This window comes from Litoreibacter meonggei (assembly GCF_003663885.1).
GTDB classification, from domain to species: domain Bacteria; phylum Pseudomonadota; class Alphaproteobacteria; order Rhodobacterales; family Rhodobacteraceae; genus Litoreibacter; species Litoreibacter meonggei.
The window spans coordinates 516,978-533,278 of record NZ_RCCE01000002.1; the positions used below are offsets into that span (position 1 = coordinate 516,978).

Below are 16,301 nucleotides of genomic sequence, written 5' to 3' on the forward strand. Positions count from 1 at the left end.
GAGGCTCCTGAAACTTTAGGGTTGATACGTTATGATATAACACTTATCAGAGAGCAATATGTTATACAATCACATAGGTGAAATATGCTGCGCCCCTTCCTGCTATTGTCCGTGCTTTCCGCCTCGCCCGCCCTTGCGGAGGTCCCACGTGTCGTGACCGACATCACCCCTGTCCACTCACTGGTCGCGCAGGTGATGGGCGATCTGGGAGAGCCGGAGGTTTTGGTCACCGCCAACGCCTCTCCACACAGCTTCGCGCTGCGCCCTTCGCAGGCAGGAGCGCTGGAACAGGCGCAGGCTGTGTTCTGGGTGGGAGAGAGCCTGACCCCGTGGCTGGAGCCGATGCTGGACCGCCTGTCAGCCGATGCCGTGCAGGTTGAACTGCTGCACCTGCCAGAGACGCAAACCCTAGGGTTTCGGGACGCGGACGGGTTCGAGGCACATGACCACGACGACGATCACGATGGTCACGACGACCACGGGCATGACGACCATGGCAATGTCGACCCGCACGCATGGCTGAATCCCGACAACGCGGTGGTGTGGCTGGACGCGATTGCGGCGGAGCTGTCGACGCTCGATCCGGATAACGCCGCGACCTATGCGGCCAATGCACAAGCCGCGAAAGATGGGCTGGCCGCGACGGTCGCGCAGATCGAAGCCACACTCGCCCCTGCACAAGGCAAGGCATTCGTCGTGTTCCATGACGCCTACCATTATTTCGAGGCCCGCTTCGGGATAGAGGCCGTTGCGGCAATCTCGCTCAGCGACGCCGCCACCCCCGGCCCTGCACGGGTAGAGCGCATCCAACAGACGGTGCGCGAGAACGGCGTGTCCTGTGCGTTCTCGGAGCCTCAGTTCTCGGATGGCTTGGTGGCCACGGTGCTAGACGGCACCGACGCGCGGGTCGCCGTGCTGGACCCGCTGGGCGCCGCATTGCCTGAAGGGCCGGAACTCTACAACGATTTGCTGCGCAACATGGCGGAGACCATCGCGGGGTGCTAAACGCGGCTCATGGTCGGTAACGTATTCACCCTCAAACAACTTGAAGCCCTTGTGTGGGTTGCCGACCTCGGCAGCTTTCGCAAGGCGGCGCAGCATCTGAACACGACTCAGCCCAACATCTCCTCACGCATCGCGGGTCTTGAACGCACGTTGGGCGTTGTGCTGATGCTGCGCGATTCTGGGTCGGTGAGTCTGACGGACAGGGGAGGTGAGATCCTTCAGGTTGCACGCAGTGTGCTGCGCCAGGCCGAAGAATTGATCGAAGTCGCGGCCCGCCCTGATCTTGTGCAGGATCGACTCCGTCTTGGTGTTACAGAGTTGATCGCGGCCACGTGGCTGCACGATTATTTGCGGCGACTCAAGAGTGCCTACCCCGAAGTCTCGGTCGAACTGACAGTGGATTTGTCACGCACGCTGGACCGCGCTTTAGCGCTCAACGAATTGGATATTGCGCTACAAAATGCTCCGTTTGCCTCCGAGATGTCGGGTGAAATCGAATTGGGGGATTACCCATACGTCTGGGTGGCCGACGCCGCTACGGCGGCGGAACTTCCGCCAGAAATTAATGTCAGCGATTTAATCCCGCATACCCTGTTAACCCATGCGCGTCATACGCAGGCCTTTGCTGAATTGTCGGACTATGCCGATAGCAACGCCTTGCCCAAAACACGCTTCGTTCCATCGAGTTCAATGTCCTCTTGCTTGCAGATGACGCTGGATGGAATGGGTGTTGCCCTGTTGCCGGAAGCAATGGTGGAGAAAGATGTAGCAGCTGGACGCTTGGTTCAACTAGCCGTGGATTGGGTTCCCAGTGCACTGCGTTTCACTGCACGCTTTCATGCGGAGAATGCGGCGCGGTTTGTAGTGCGGGCAGCCCAAATCGCGGAGGAGATCGCAGCCGATTACACACGGCTCAGAGATCAGCGACCTTCATCACAATAATCTATCACAAGAATACAAATAAATAATTGGAATATATCATATGACTTCGCCTACCTTTCCCTAAATTCCATAGGTGAGACACATGAAAACTTCTTCTGTTCGGCTGGGTGTGGATATCGGCGGCACGTTCACCGACGTGGTGCTGGAGGTGGACGGCGCGTCGTTCTCAACCAAGGTGCTGACAACCTACATCGCACCGGAGAACGCCATCATCGACGGGATGCAGCAGGTCTGCACCAAGGCGGGCATTACGCCTGCGGATATCGGGCAGATCATCCACGGGACGACCCTCGCCACCAACGCCCTGATCGAGCGGCGCGGGGCGAAGACCGCGCTGATCACCACCGAAGGTTTCCGCGACGTGATCGAGATGCGCACGGAATCGCGGTTCGAGCAATATGACCTGAACCTCAACATTCCCGAGCCACTGCTGCCCCGCCAATGCCGCTACACCGTGCCGGGGCGTATTGATGCCACGGGGGCGGAACTGATGCCGCTGACCGAGGCGGATATCGCGCCGGTGGTCGAGGCCATCGCGGAGGCCGGATATGACAGCGTCGCCATCGGGTTGATCCATTCGTATCTCAATGACAGCCACGAGAAGCTGGTGCGCGATGTGCTGGCGAAGCGCTTGCCGGACGTGATGATCTCGCTGTCGACCGAAGTCAGCCCCCAGATGCGCGAATACGAGCGGTTCAACACCGTTGTAGCGAACGCCTATATCAAGCCGCTGATGAAGTCGTATCTGGGTCGACTGGAAGGCCGCCTGCGCGACGAGGGCGTGGGTTGCAACATCTTTCTGATGCACTCCGGCGGCGGGATTATCTCGCTGGAGAACGCGGCGGAGTTCCCTGTGCGTCTGGTCGAATCCGGCCCTGCCGGTGGCGCGGTCTTCGCCGCCAACATCGCCGCGCGCTATGGGTTGGACAAGGTGCTGTCCTTCGACATGGGCGGCACCACGGCCAAGATTTGCCTGATCAAGGATCAGACGCCGAAGACCTCCCGCGTGTTCGAAGTGGCGCGGACGTACCGCTTCAAGAAGGGCTCCGGCATGCCCATTTCGATCCCTGTGATCGACATGGTAGAAATCGGTGCAGGCGGCGGCTCGCTGGCCCATGTTGATGCGATGCGCCAGATTCGCGTCGGGCCGGAAAGCGCGGGGTCCGAGCCGGGGCCGGCCTGCTACGGGCGCGGCGGCGACAAACCCGCCGTGACGGATGCGGACCTGGTGCTGGGCAAGCTGGACCCTGACAACTTCGCGGGCGGCTCGATCAAGCTGGAAACCGCCGCGTCGGAGACCGCGTTGCGTGCCGTTCTGGGCGATATGCTGGACATGGACGCCGCAACCTCCGCCTTTGGCTTGGCCGAAGTAGTGGACGAAAACATGGCCAACGCGGCACGGGTTCATGCGGTGGAAAACGGCGAGGATTTGAGCGAATACACCATGATCGCCTTCGGCGGCGCAGCCCCGCTGCATGCGGGCCGCTTGTGCGAAAAGCTGGGGGTGGAGCGCCTGCTGGTGCCACCGGGCGCGGGCGTCGGTTCCGCCATCGGCTTCCTGCGCGCGCCTTTCAGCTTCGAGGCCAACCGTTCCGTCTATATGAAGCTGTCCGACTTTGACGCGGACAAGATCAAGGCGTTGCTTGGTGATTTGAAGGCCGAGGCAACGGGTTTTGTGCGCAACTGCGACGCGGACAGCGATATCCTGTCGGAGTTCAAGGTCTACATGCGCTACACAGGGCAAGGCTGGGAAATCCCGATCACCCTGACCGAAGCGCAGGCGATGACCCCAAATGCCGCCACTTTCGAGGCGCGGTTTGTCGAGGATTATACCAAGCTGTTTGGCCGCGCAGTCACGGGTATGGATATCGAAATCACCGTCTGGTCGGTGAATGCGACAACCCCACCCGAAAAGGTCACGGAGATCGACGCCGCCAAGCCCAGCGGGGACGCTCCGATCCACGGCTCCCGCTCGCTATTCGATCCGGCCACAGCGGAGTTCGCGGAAGCCTCTGTCGTGTTGCGTGACGATATGATTGAGGGCGCAGAGGTCACAGGCCCTGCCGCGATCACCGAGGACGAGACGACAATCATCGTTCCATCGTCCCGCAAAGCCATCCGTCAGCCGGACGGCTGCATCGACATCACCACCAAGAAGGGGGCCTGAGTCACATGGCACAGTCACAGTCCAACGTCGCCTATCAGGTCATGTGGAACCGCCTTATCTCGGTCGTCGAAGAGCAGGCGCAAGCCCTAGTGCGCACGGCGTTCTCGACCTCCGTGCGCGAAGCGGGCGATTTGTCTGCGGGGGTCTACGACACCCATGGCCGGATGCTGGCGCAGGCGGTCACCGGCACGCCGGGGCATGTGAACGCCATGGCCGACGCGGTGGCGCATTTCATCCGTCGCATCGGGCGGCAGAACATCTTTGAAGGCGACGTCTACCTGACCAACGACCCGTGGGAAGGCACCGGCCACCTGCACGACATCACCATGGTGACACCGTCTTTTTACAAAGGCGTTCTGGTCGGCTTCTTTGCCTGCACCGCGCATATCGTGGACATTGGCGGGCGCGGTTTCGGGGCTGATGCGGCCAGCGTTTATGAAGAAGGGCTGTACATCCCCATCATGAAATTCGCCGAGCGTGGCGACGTGGACGACACCTTAGTGCGCATCGTGCGCGGCAATGTGCGCGAGCCGGACCAGCTGATCGGTGACATGTACGCGCTGGCGACGTGTAACGAAATTGGCCATCGCCGCCTGATCGAAATGATGGACGAGTTCGGGCTGGACGATCTGGACGGCATCGCCGCGTTCATCTTGGACAACTCCCGCCGCGCCACGTTGGAGCGCATCGCCGCCCTGCCCCGCACCAGCGCCGAGGGAGAGATGACGGTGGACGGTTTCGCGACGCCGATTACCTTGAAGGTCAAGCTGACCATTGAGGAAGACCGGATCGTGTCGGACTTCACTGGCACCTCGGGCGTCGACAAGAAGGGCATCAACTGCCCGCTGGTCTACGCAAAGGCCTATGCCTGCTACGCGTTGAAATGCGCGATTGCTCCGGAGATCCCGAACAACGCGGCCTCACTCGCCCCGTTCGAGATCGAAGCGCCGGTGAATACCATCGTCAACGCAGTACACCCTGCCCCCGTGGCCCTGCGCCATATCGTCGGGCATTTTGTGCCGGACACCGTCTATGACGCTTTGGACAAAATCCTGCCCGGTGTTGTGCCTGCCGAAGGTGCAGGCTGTCTGTGCAACTTCCAAGTTTCCTTGCGTCCGCGCACCGACGCGCCTGCACCACCGGACGCTGTGCGCTCCGAGGTGCTGACGTTCAACTCCGGCGGCTCCGGCGCGCGTCCCGAGCACGACGGGCTGAATGCCACGGCGTTCCCGTCTGGCGTTATGACCATGCCGATTGAGGCCACGGAACACGCGGGTCCGGTGATCATCTGGCGCAAGGAATTGCGCCCCGATTCAGGTGGCGCGGGCAAGCAGCGCGGCGGGTTGGGGCAATACATGGAGGTCGGCGCACGCGAGGGGCATGAGTTCGACTTTCAGGCGATGTTCGACCGTGTGGACCACCCTGCCCGCGGACGTCGTGGCGGGAAGGCGGGCGCGTGCACCACGATCGCGCAGGACGATGGCAGCGAAATGTTCGGTAAGGGCAAGCAATTCGTGCCACACGGCCGGAAGGTGATGCTCGCCCTGCCCGGCGGTGCGGGCTATGGCGATCCGGCGGAACGGTCGCTTGATCTGGTCAAACGCGATCTTCTGCGAGGATACATCGCCTTTGAAGCGGCCAAACGTGACTATGTGTTAAGCGATGCGGACATCGCGGATGTGCAAGAAAAGATGCGCAAGGGCGACACGGTATAGGCGACCGTTTGGAGGATCGCCGCGTGACGTGAATTGCATCACGAGATGCCCTCCCCTATCGTTTCTTCAATCGGCCAAGCCGAGTGCAAAGCCCCGCTGTTCGGCACCTAGAGGAACACCACAATGTCTAAACCCTGCATCATCTGCGTGGCCATTACAGGATCCGTCCCAACTCAAGCCGACAACCCTGCGGTGCCCGTCACATTCACCGAACAGATCGAAAGCACGCATGCGTCTTTCGAGGCAGGTGCCTCCATCGCGCATTGTCATGTTCGCGACGATCAAGGCAAACCTACCTCGGACGCGGAGCGGTTCGCGCGGCTGAAAGAAGGTATAGAAAAACACTGCCTCGGCATGGTTATCCAACTCTCTACCGGCGGGCGCTCTGGCTCGGGGCGTGACCGCGGTGGGATGCTGCCCTTGGCGCCAGATATGGCCTCGCTATCCGTGGGGTCCAACAACTTCCCGACCCGCGTCTACGAAAACAGCCCCGATCTGGTGAATTGGCTGGCAGCCGAGATGCTGAAATATGATGTGAAACCAGAGATTGAGGCCTTTGACCTCAGCCATATTGTTCAGGCCACGCGCATGGCCGCGGACGGACGGCTAAAGGGGCCTCTATATGTACAGTTCGTGATGGGTGTGAAAAATGCCATGCCTGCGGACAAGCGAATTTTCGACTTCTACATTGAAACGCTAAACCGTCTCGCCCCTAACGCAGAGTGGTGTGCGGCAGGTGTTGGTCCGGCGCAGGTTCAGGTCAATGAATGGTCAATCGCCCAAGGTGGACATACGCGAACGGGCTTGGAGGACAACATCCGTTGGGACCGCGACACCCTCGCCCCGTCGAACGCAGCCTTGGTGCAACGCGCCGTCGGGCTGTGCGAAAAATATGAGCGCCCTGTCGCGACATGGCAGCAAGCGCGCGAGATTCTAGGGCTTCGACAGGTCGCCGCTTAGACCGTTTGACGGTCAAAGATGCGCTGTCACTTAGGACCCATGCGGATTGCGCCATCCAGCCGGATGACTTCGCCGTTCATCATCACATTCTCGCAGATGGAGCATACGAGCGCCGCAAACTCCGCCGGGTCGCCTAGCCGTTGAGGAAAGGGTGTTTGCCCGCCTAAAGAGTCTTGCACGTCTTGCGGCAGCCCTTTCATCATCGGCGTCATGAACAGGCCGGGCGCGATGGCCATGACGCGAATACCGGAGCGGCTCAGATCGCGCGCCATCGGCAGAGTCATCCCCACGATACCTGCTTTTGACGCCGCATAGGCAATCTGCCCGACCTGCCCGTCAAAGGCCGCGATTGAGGCTGTGTTGATGATCACCCCCCGCTCGCCATCGTCATTCAAAGCATCTGCTTCGGACATGCCAGCGGCAGCCAAGGACGACGCCAGAAAAACGCCATACAGGTTCACATCCAACGCCGTGCGAAATAGATGCGCGTCATGCGGTTGACCTTTCGAGGCGGTTTTCGCCCCCGGTGCGATGCCCGCACAAGAAACCAATACACGTTCCTGCCCATGGGCATGACGCGCGGCCTCGAAAGCTGCGACCATGCTTTCATTATCGGTGACGTCGGCGTTACAAAACAGGCCGCCAATATCAGAGGCGACAGCCTGTCCAGCCTCCGCATTGCGGTCAAAGATTGCGACCTTCAAACCCTTGGCCGCCAATGCGCGTGCCGTCGCTTCGCCCAAACCTGATCCGCCACCGGTCACAACCGCTGACATGCCTGTTTTCAATTCCATGATCGCTCTCCTTGTCGGGTGGATTTTATATGCCGTCAGCCGATAGCGCAAAGCCATAACGCTGTGATGGCTTTATATGTTTGCAGTATCAGAAAGGTGGGGGCCATAGTGATCCCCATACGCAAGCCTTGCGAATTTCAGCCCCCTTGTCGACGAGAGTGACTATGCTTCAACACACCAATGACGAATTTGAAGATATCCGCGATGCGATACGGGCACTTTGTGCTGAATTTCCCGACGAGTACCACCGCAAGATCGACGAACAGCGCGGCTACCCCGAAGCATTCGTCGATGCGCTAACCAAGGCGGGCTGGATGGCCGCCCTGATCCCCGAGGAATATGGCGGCTCCGGCCTTGGACTGACGGAAGCCTCTGTCATCATGGAAGAAATAAACCGCGCGGGTGGGAATTCCGGTGCGTGCCATGGCCAGATGTATAATATGAACACCTTGGTGCGGCATGGCTCGGAAGAGCAACGCCAGAAATACCTGCCCCGCATCGCCTCCGGCGAATTGCGCTTGCAATCCATGGGCGTGACCGAGCCCACAACCGGCACCGACACAACGCAGCTGAAGACCACCGCTGTCAAGAAGGGCGACCGCTATGTGATCAACGGTCAGAAGGTCTGGATCAGCCGGGTACAACACTCCGATCTGATGATCCTACTGGCCCGAACGACACCATTGTCAGAGGTGAAGAAGAAATCCGAAGGCCTGTCGATCTTCCTCGTCGACATCAAGGAGGCGATGCAAAACGGCATGACCGTGCGGCCCATCCTGAACATGGTGAACCATGAGACCAACGAGCTGTTCTTCGACAATCTGGAAATACCCGAGGAAAACCTGATCGGCGAGGAAGGCAAGGGCTTCAAATATATCCTGACCGGCCTGAACGCTGAACGCACATTGATCGCAGCAGAATGCATCGGGGACGGGTATTGGTTCACCGACCGCGTGACCAAATATGTCAGCGAGCGCACCGTTTTCGGACGCCCCATCGGTCAGAACCAAGGCGTGCAATTCCCCATCGCAGAAGCCTTCATAGAGATCGAAGCAGCCAACCTGATGCGCTACGACGCCTGCCGCCGCTATGACGCGGGCCAGGACTGCGGCGCGCAAGCCAACATGGCGAAATACCTCGCTGCCAAAGCATCATGGGAGGCCGCCAATGCTTGCCTTCAGTTCCACGGCGGCTTCGGCTTTGCCTGCGAATATGACATCGAGCGCAAATTCCGCGAAACCCGCCTGTATCAAGTCGCACCCATCTCGACCAACCTGATCCTGTCCTATGTCGCCGAGCACGTGCTTGGCCTGCCAAGGTCGTTCTGATGACGCAGGAACTACCGCTGTCAGGTCTCAAGGTCGTCGCGATCGAACAAGCGGTGGCGGCCCCGTTCGCCTCTGCCCGCCTCGCAGATGCGGGGGCGGAAGTGATCAAAATCGAACGTCCCGGCGGTGACTTTGCGCGGGGGTATGACACCGCTGCGGCAGGCCAGTCGAGCTATTTCGTCTGGCTCAACCGTGGCAAGACCTCGCTGGTTTGCGACTTGGCGACAGACGCAGGCAAGGCCGCCCTTGAAGAGCTTCTTGGAACGGCAGACGTCTTGATCCAGAACTTGAAGCACAACGCTCTGAACCGGCTGGGCTTCGGCACGGAGCGATTGACACAGGCCTACCCCCGCCTGATTTCCTGCGCAATCAACGGCTATGGCGAAAGCGGGCCAATGGCGGAGCGCAAGGCCTACGATCTGCTCATACAAGCTGAATCGGGGCTCTGCTCCATCACTGGCGGCCCGTCAGAGCCGTCCCGCGTGGGTCTTTCCGTCGTCGATATCGCCACTGGCGCCACCGCCCATGCCGCCATCCTTGAGGCGCTGATCCAGCGTGGCATCACCGGCAACGGCGCCAGCATTTCCGTGTCGATGTTCGACGTGATTGCCGAATGGTTAACTGTGCCCTTGCTCAATCACGAAGGCGGCAACAGCCCGACGCGGCAGGGCATGATGCATCCGTCAATTGCCCCCTACGGCGTGTTTGAGACCAAGGACGGAAAGCTCGTCCTGATCTCCGTGCAAAGTGACAGGGAATGGCGACGCCTGTGTCGCGAATTCATAGGCGACGAGCGCTTGGGCATTGATCCTTTATTTGCAACCAATGTGGCGCGGGTGCAAAACCGCACGAAAACCGACGCGCTCATAGCGGCCAAATTCTCCGAGATGACCGTCGATGAGGTAACGCAGGCTTTGCTGCGCTCGGATGTCGCATTGGCCAACGTGAACGATATGGCGGACCTGTCCTCGCATCCACATCTGCGGCGGATCACCGTGCAAACACCCAACGGACCTGTCTCGATCCCCGCTCCCGCACCAATTACCCACGGCGAGCCCCGCACCTACGGCACAGTTCCCGAGCTTGGGAATATTTCCGCCACCTAAGCGCAACGGTTTTGGATGTCAGCCCGTTAACCGCATTTAGAGTGGCCGCAGGATCCGCAAGTCATACACCCTTCGACCATACGCAAATCATACTGGCCGCAGCTTGGGCAGGCCGGGCCGCGATTGCCGCTGAGATTCACAACTTGCGCGTGGGGGTCGACTTTGAGGCCCATCCCCTCGCCCGCGATAAAGCCTGTGGCGATCATGTGTTTCTCGATCACGCCCCCAATCGCCGCCAGAATGGAGGGGATGTATTTGCCGTTCATCCACGCACCACCGCGCGGGTCGAACACGGCCTTCAGCTCTTCCACCACAAAGGACACGTCCCCCCCGCGCCGGAACACAGCCGAGATCATGCGGGTCAACGCCACAGTCCACGCGAAATGTTCCATGTTCTTGGAGTTGATGAACACCTCGAACGGGCGACGGTGGCCGTTCAGCACGATGTCGTTGATGGTGATGTAAATCGCGTGCTCGCTGTCCGGCCACTTCACCTTGTAGGTCTGGCCTTCTAGTTCTGCGGGGCGGTCCAGCGGCTCTGACATGTAGATCACGTCGCCATCCGTGGCCGTTTCCGGATTTTCGGACGGGGTCGTGTCAGCGCTCTCCGAGACGCTCAAAACTGACCCTGTCACCGCATTGGGCCGATAGGTCGTGCAGCCTTTGCAGCCGGTGTCCCACGCTTCCATGTAGACATCTTTGAAATCATTAAAGCTGATGTCTTCCGGGCAGTTGATAGTTTTAGAGATCGACGAGTCCACCCATTTCTGCGCCGCCGCTTGCATCCGCACATGGTCCAACGGGGCAAGCGTTTGGGCGTTGACGAAATACTCCGGTAACTCGGCATCGCCGAACTTGTCGCGCCACATCTGCACTGCGTAATCGACCACCTCTTCCTCGGTGCGGGAGCCGTCTTTCTGCAAGACCTTGCGGGTGTAGGCGTAGGCAAACACCGGCTCGATCCCCGACGACACGTTGCCCGCATAAAGCGAGATGGTCCCCGTCGGCGCGATTGACGTCAGCAACGCATTGCGAATGCCGTGGTCTCGGATGGCGTCGCGCACGTCCTCGTCCATCGCTTGCATCGTGCCTGACGCCAGATAGGCGTCCGCGTCGAACAGGGGAAACGCGCCTTTTTCCTTCGCCAAATCCACCGAAGCCAGATATGCGGCGCGGGCGACCGCGTGCAGCCAGCGCTCGGTCAGACGCGCCGCCTCCTCGGAGCCATAGCGCGAGCCCACCATCAGCAGGGCATCGGCCAAGCCAGTAACCCCCAACCCGATACGGCGCTTCGCGTGGGCTTCACGCGCCTGATCCTCCAGCGGAAACTTGGACGCGTCCACCACGTTGTCCATCATCCGCACTGCGACGGACACCAATTCGGTCAGCTTTGCTTCATCCAGATCTGCGCCGTCCTCAAACGGGCGATCCACCAGACGCGCCAGATTGATCGAGCCAAGAAGACACGCGCCATAGGGCGGCAAAGGTTGCTCGCCGCAAGGATTGGTCGCCGCAATCTGCTCCACGTAAGACAGGTTGTTCGCGGCGTTGATCCGGTCGATGAAGATCACGCCCGGCTCCGCGTAGTCATACGTGCCGCGCATGATCTTGTTCCACAGATCCAGCGCCTGCACCGTTTTGTAGACCTTGCCGTCAAACACCAAATCCCACGGACCATCCGCTTTAACCGCTTCCATAAACGGGTCGGTGATCAGAACAGACAGGTTGAACATACGAAGACGCGCGGCGTCTTGCTTGGCTGCGATGAACTGCTCCACGTCGGGGTGGTCGCAGCGCATGGTGGCCATCATCGCCCCGCGGCGCGAGCCTGCGGACATGATCGTGCGGCACATCGCATCCCACACATCCATAAATGACAACGGGCCGGAGGCATCCGCAGCCACACCCTTCACATCCGCTCCCTTGGGCCGGATGGTGGAGAAGTCGTAGCCGATCCCGCCACCCTGCTGCATCGTCAGCGCAGCCTCTTTCAGCATCTGGAAGATGCCTCCCATGTCATCGGGAATCGTGCCCATCACGAAGCAGTTGAACAGCGTCACAGACCGCTTGGTGCCAGCCCCCGCGATGATGCGTCCGGCGGGCAGGTATTTGAAGTCAGCAAGCGCGTCGTAGAATGTCTCTTCCCACTGCGCAGGGTTATCCTCGACCTTCGCCAGATCACGGGCGATCCGCCGCCACGTGTCCTCGACGGTTTCATCCACCGGAGTGCCGTCTGCATCTTTGAAACGGTACTTCATATCCCAGATTTGCTCGGCAATGGGGGCGGCGAAAGCGGTCATATCGGCATCCTAGGGGTTGGAATCGCATTGAAGTCGGGAGCGGGAAGCATACAATATATAGATATGATCAATCTCATCAAGCTAAGCGTTGGCACAGAATCGGTAGAAAGCCTGCAAGCGTGGCACAATTCGCCGCGTCCCAAAGGCCCCGATGGCTTGCCCCGTCACATCACCCGCATGTGGCCCAAGCGGGAAGCTGAACTTCTGGACGGCGGCTCCATCTATTGGGTCATCAAAGGCGTCGTGCAAGCCCGCCAGAAATTGCTGCGATTGGATGAGGTTATCGGCCAAGACGGTATCCGCCGCTGCGCGTTGGTGTTCGAGCCGGAGCTGATCCGAACTGCCCCGGTTCTGAAAAAACCGTTCCAAGGCTGGCGCTACCTCAAACCCGAGGACGCGCCGCCCGACATCTCCGCCCGCCGCGCCACGGAAGACGCCCTGCCGCCGGAGCTGTCCGCGGCCCTAGCCGATATCGGGATTCTCTAGGCCCAGCACCCGCGTCAAACCGGCCAGATCGCATCCGGTCCAGTCCGCCGCCTTGCTCGCGAACAACGTCGCCTGAGACGCTAGGATCGGTCCGTCCGACAACATCCGTAAATGGTTGGCCTCCAAGGTCGCTCCGGTTGAGGTGATGTCCGCCACAGCCTCCGCCGTCAGGTTCGCCACAGTGCCTTCCGTCGCCCCTTGGCTGTCGACCAACTGGTAATCCGCCACCCCATGCGCTTGCAGGTATTCCCGCACCAGCCGGTGGTATTTTGTGGCGATACGCAACCGAAACCCGTGTTCCTTGCGAAATGCGGCGGCGGCGGCGTCGAGGTCGTCGACGGTCTCCACATCCACCCAGAAGTTCGGCACCGCGATGATCAGATCGGCGTGGCCAAAGCCCATTTCCGCCAAAGGGGTGATTTTCTCGGACCACAGCGGGATCTTCTCACGCACCATGTCGGTGCCCGTCACGCCCAAATGAATGCGCCCCGCCGCCATCTCGCGCGGGATTTCGCCCGCAGACAACAGCACCAGCGACACCCCTTCCACGCCCGACACTTCTGCCGCGTATTCGCGATCAGAGCCGGTGCGGGCGAGCGTAACACCGCGCGCAGAAAACCATGCGAACGTGTCCTCCATCAGACGCCCTTTGGAGGGAATGCCAAGCTTGATCATGTCAGCGCCTCCAGCAATTCGGGCCGGATCACGCCGCCGACCGCAGGGATTTCGCGCCCCTGCCCCAGCACGCGGGTCAGCGCGTCGTAGCGCCCGCCTGTGGCGACCGGCACCGGATTGTCCGCATGAAAACCGAAGACGAAACCGTCGTAATATTCCATCGTGGTGCGCCCGTAGGTGCCGGAAAATGGCAAAGCGTCCACGTCCACGCCGCGCTTGGCCAGTGCAGACAAGCGGGCCTCGAACTGGTCCAACGCAGGCGTGATCGCAGGTAGGTCCTGCGCAATCTTGCGCAGCTCTGCCAAAGCGGTCGGGGCCATGTCGGACACCTCCAGAATTGCCTGCAATGCCCGCAACTCCACCGCATCCAGCGGGGCCGTTTGCGCGTCCTCGCGCAAAGCCTCCAGCCGCGCTCCGACCTCGGCGATGGAGCGCATGCCGATCTCCGGAACCTCCGCCCGCATGTCAGGGATAACGCGGGTCGCAGGCACGCTGAACCGCTCCAAAAGCGCACGGAACCGACCGGGCCGCCACAAGTGGCGCAGCAAGGCCGCTCGCCGTCGCTCGGTCGTCGACAGCCCTGCAACGGCTGCGATCAGAACGCCAATGTCGCCTGTTTCCGCCTGCACCGGAGCGCCCTGCAATGCCTCCGCAAACAAGGCGAACACCTCCGCATCCGCGCCCGCGGGATCGCTACGGTCAAACACTTCGTAGCCCACTTGCAGATATTCCGAGGCACGGCCCGTCCCTGCCTCCTGCTTTCGAAAAACCAGCCCCTGATAAGTATACCGCGCAGGCTCCGCGCCTTCTTCCATATGGCGTTGCACCACGGGAACGGTAAAATCGGGCCGCAGCATCTGCTCGCCCAGAACAGGGTCTGAGGTCACATAAGCCCGTGCGCGGATGTCTTCGCCGTAAAGGTCCAACAAGGTGTCCGCAGGTTGCAGCACCGACGTTTCCACAGGCACAGCACCTGCGTCACGAAAGAGGCGCGACAGCCGCTCTGTTTGTTGGCGAACGCGGTCCATATCAGCCCAGCATCTTCTTGATCACAGCGACCAACTCGCTGCGCTTCACTTCACTTTGTGCAGGCTGGCCTTTCCATTCCTCAAGCGACGCGGTCTTGGCAATCTCTGCGCCCAGTACAAGGTCCTTGACCTGTACGACGCCGCGCTCCGCCTCGTCCGAGCCTTCGATGATCGCCAGCGGCGCATTGCGCTTGTCGGCGTATTTCAACTGGTTACCGAAGTTCTTCGGGTTGCCCAGATAGACCTCCGCGCGGATGCCGGCTGCCCGCAATTCACCAACTATACTTTGGTAATGCGCCATGCGGTCGCGGTCCATGACCGTGACGATCACGGGGCCAACGGTTTCTTTGGTCATCCGGCCTTTCGCCTGCAGCGCGGCCAGCAAGCGGTCGACGCCGATGGAGACCCCCGTTGCGGGCACTTCCTGACCGGTGAAGCGCTTGACCAGATCGTCATATCGCCCACCGCCTGCGACCGAGCCGAACTGCCGCGGGCGGCCTTTTTCGTCTTTGATCTCGAAGGTCAGCTCCGCTTCATAGACGGGGCCGGTATAGTAGCCGAGGCCACGGACCACGCTTGGGTCGATCTCGATGCGATCTGAGTTATAGCCCTGAGCCGCCATCAACTCTGCTATGGTTTCCAGTTCTTGCACACCAGAAGCACCTGTCTCGGAACCAGTTACCAGCTCATTGAGCCGTGCCACCGTCGCAGCACCGCTGTCGCGTTTAGCTTGCATGAAGCCCATCACAATCTCGGCTTGCTCGTCGCTTAGGCCAGCGCCCTTTGTAAAGTCGCCGCTATCATCTTCACGACCAGCACCCAGCAAGGCGCGCACGCCGTCTGCGCCAAGCCGGTCCAGCTTGTCGATGGCGCGTAGCACAATGCCGCGCTCGGTCACGAATTTGTCCGGGTCGGACGGGTCCAACACCCCAGCCACTTCCATGACACCGTTCAAAACCTTGCGGTTATTCACGCGCACAATGTAGTCGCGGCGCTCAATCCCGACCGCCTCCAACGTATCAGCCAGCATCGCGCAAATCTCGGCATCTGCTGCCACTGAAGACGCCCCGACCGTGTCCGCATCACACTGATAGAACTGGCGAAACCGTCCCGGACCGGGCTTCTCGTTGCGCCAGACCGGACCCATCGCGTAGCGGCGATAGGGCGTCGGCAGATCATTGCGGAACTGCGCATAGACGCGGGCCAGAGGGGCCGTCAGATCGTAGCGCAAGGCCAGCCAATCGGCGTCGTCATCCTCTTGCCACGCAAACACACCCTCGTTGGGGCGATCCACGTCAGGCAGGAACTTGCCAAGCGCCTCCACGGTCTCGACCGCGCTGCTTTCCAGCGCCTCAAACCCGTAGAGCTGGTAGACCTCGGAAATCTTGTCCAGCATCGCCTTGCGCTGCGTGACCTCCGCGCCGAAGTAGTCGCGAAACCCTTTCGGGGTGACGGCCTTGGGGCGCGGCTGCTTTTTTACTTTGGCCATGACGAGACGTCCTGCTTGCGTTGTTTGGCCCAGCCTTTACCCCGCAGCCCTTGCGGGGGCAAGCAAAGCGCCATATCTGCGACATGAAAACCGGAGGTTCCCATGACTGACACGACGAAGCTGGAAGAGAAAATCGCCCATCTGACCCGCTCGGTCGAAGATATGTCCGACATCGTGGCCCGTCAGGAAACCGAGATCGCCACCCTGACCCGCCGCGTGGAAATGCTGATGCAACGCTCGGCGGAGGCGGAACTAGACGTGGGAGGCAGCGCCGTTTTGGCCGACCAACGCCCGCCGCATTGGTAG

The 16,301-nt window shown here is 60.6% G+C and carries 14 protein-coding genes; 9 read left to right on the forward strand and 5 right to left on the reverse strand.

Annotated features, from left to right (window positions below; genetic code table 11):
• Positions 1–84 precede the first annotated feature (84 nt).
• The 5 genes from BCF46_RS07330 to BCF46_RS07350 all read left to right on the forward strand — a co-directional run bounded on the left by BCF46_RS07330 (position 85) and on the right by BCF46_RS07350 (position 6,789).
• Positions 85–1,005, forward strand: a complete 921-nt coding sequence (locus BCF46_RS07330) for a zinc ABC transporter substrate-binding protein (RefSeq protein ID WP_121023055.1) — start codon at positions 85–87, stop codon at positions 1,003–1,005.
• A gap of 9 nt (positions 1,006–1,014) precedes the next feature.
• A complete protein-coding gene (locus BCF46_RS07335; RefSeq protein ID WP_121023056.1) occupies positions 1,015–1,947 on the forward strand; it encodes a LysR family transcriptional regulator in 933 nt (310 codons plus the stop codon).
• 82 nt (positions 1,948–2,029) lie between these two features.
• The gene (locus BCF46_RS07340) at positions 2,030–4,114 is read left to right on the forward strand and encodes a hydantoinase/oxoprolinase family protein (protein ID WP_121023057.1); all 2,085 of its coding nucleotides are present in this window, start codon (positions 2,030–2,032) and stop codon (positions 4,112–4,114) included.
• Between the two features lie 5 nt (positions 4,115–4,119).
• Positions 4,120–5,829 (forward strand): hydantoinase B/oxoprolinase family protein, encoded by a 1,710-nt coding sequence (locus tag BCF46_RS07345; protein WP_121023058.1) that lies wholly within the window; start codon positions 4,120–4,122, stop codon positions 5,827–5,829.
• 123 nt (positions 5,830–5,952) lie between these two features.
• Positions 5,953–6,789, forward strand: a complete 837-nt coding sequence (locus BCF46_RS07350) for a 3-oxoadipate:acetyl-CoA acetyltransferase (RefSeq protein ID WP_121023059.1) — start codon at positions 5,953–5,955, stop codon at positions 6,787–6,789.
• Between the two features lie 26 nt (positions 6,790–6,815).
• On the opposite strand, the gene BCF46_RS07355 is transcribed toward BCF46_RS07350, so the two are convergent.
• Positions 6,816–7,583 carry an SDR family NAD(P)-dependent oxidoreductase gene (locus BCF46_RS07355; protein ID WP_121023060.1) on the reverse strand — a complete coding sequence of 256 codons (768 nt, stop codon included), beginning with the start codon at positions 7,581–7,583 and terminating at the stop codon, positions 6,816–6,818.
• 164 nt (positions 7,584–7,747) lie between these two features.
• On the opposite strand from BCF46_RS07355, the gene BCF46_RS07360 reads away from it, so the two are divergent.
• Positions 7,748–8,911: an acyl-CoA dehydrogenase family protein gene (locus BCF46_RS07360; protein ID WP_121023061.1), complete on the forward strand. Its 1,164-nt coding sequence runs from the start codon at positions 7,748–7,750 to the stop codon at positions 8,909–8,911.
• Positions 8,911–10,017 (forward strand): CaiB/BaiF CoA transferase family protein, encoded by a 1,107-nt coding sequence (locus BCF46_RS07365; protein ID WP_121023062.1) that lies wholly within the window; start codon positions 8,911–8,913, stop codon positions 10,015–10,017. Before BCF46_RS07360 ends, BCF46_RS07365 begins: the two co-directional genes overlap by 1 nt.
• A 26-nt stretch (positions 10,018–10,043) precedes the next feature.
• Here BCF46_RS07365 and BCF46_RS07370 read toward each other — a convergent pair whose 3' ends face one another.
• Complete coding sequence (locus tag BCF46_RS07370) at positions 10,044–12,317, reverse strand: adenosylcobalamin-dependent ribonucleoside-diphosphate reductase (protein ID WP_121023063.1); 2,274 nt, start codon at positions 12,315–12,317, stop codon at positions 10,044–10,046.
• Between the two features lie 63 nt (positions 12,318–12,380).
• Here BCF46_RS07370 and BCF46_RS07375 point away from each other — a divergent pair, with 63 nt between their 5' ends.
• Entirely contained in the window at positions 12,381–12,803 is a 423-nt protein-coding gene (locus BCF46_RS07375) for a DUF1489 family protein (RefSeq protein WP_121023064.1), read from the forward strand.
• On the opposite strand, the gene hisG is transcribed toward BCF46_RS07375, so the two are convergent.
• The 3 genes from hisG to hisS are packed head-to-tail and all read right to left on the reverse strand — an operon-like array spanning position 12,780 to position 15,995.
• Positions 12,780–13,478 carry an ATP phosphoribosyltransferase gene (hisG, locus tag BCF46_RS07380; RefSeq protein WP_121023065.1) on the reverse strand — a complete coding sequence of 233 codons (699 nt, stop codon included), beginning with the start codon at positions 13,476–13,478 and terminating at the stop codon, positions 12,780–12,782. The genes BCF46_RS07375 and hisG overlap by 24 nt on opposite strands.
• Positions 13,475–14,506: an ATP phosphoribosyltransferase regulatory subunit gene (locus tag BCF46_RS07385; RefSeq protein ID WP_121023066.1), complete on the reverse strand. Its 1,032-nt coding sequence runs from the start codon at positions 14,504–14,506 to the stop codon at positions 13,475–13,477. The genes hisG and BCF46_RS07385 overlap by 4 nt, the downstream gene beginning before the upstream one ends.
• Before the next feature lies 1 nt (position 14,507).
• Complete coding sequence (gene hisS / locus BCF46_RS07390) at positions 14,508–15,995, reverse strand: histidine--tRNA ligase (protein ID WP_121023067.1); 1,488 nt, start codon at positions 15,993–15,995, stop codon at positions 14,508–14,510.
• 102 nt (positions 15,996–16,097) lie between these two features.
• Between hisS and BCF46_RS07395 the strand changes: the two genes are divergently transcribed.
• Positions 16,098–16,301: a SlyX family protein gene (locus BCF46_RS07395; protein ID WP_121023068.1), complete on the forward strand. Its 204-nt coding sequence runs from the start codon at positions 16,098–16,100 to the stop codon at positions 16,299–16,301.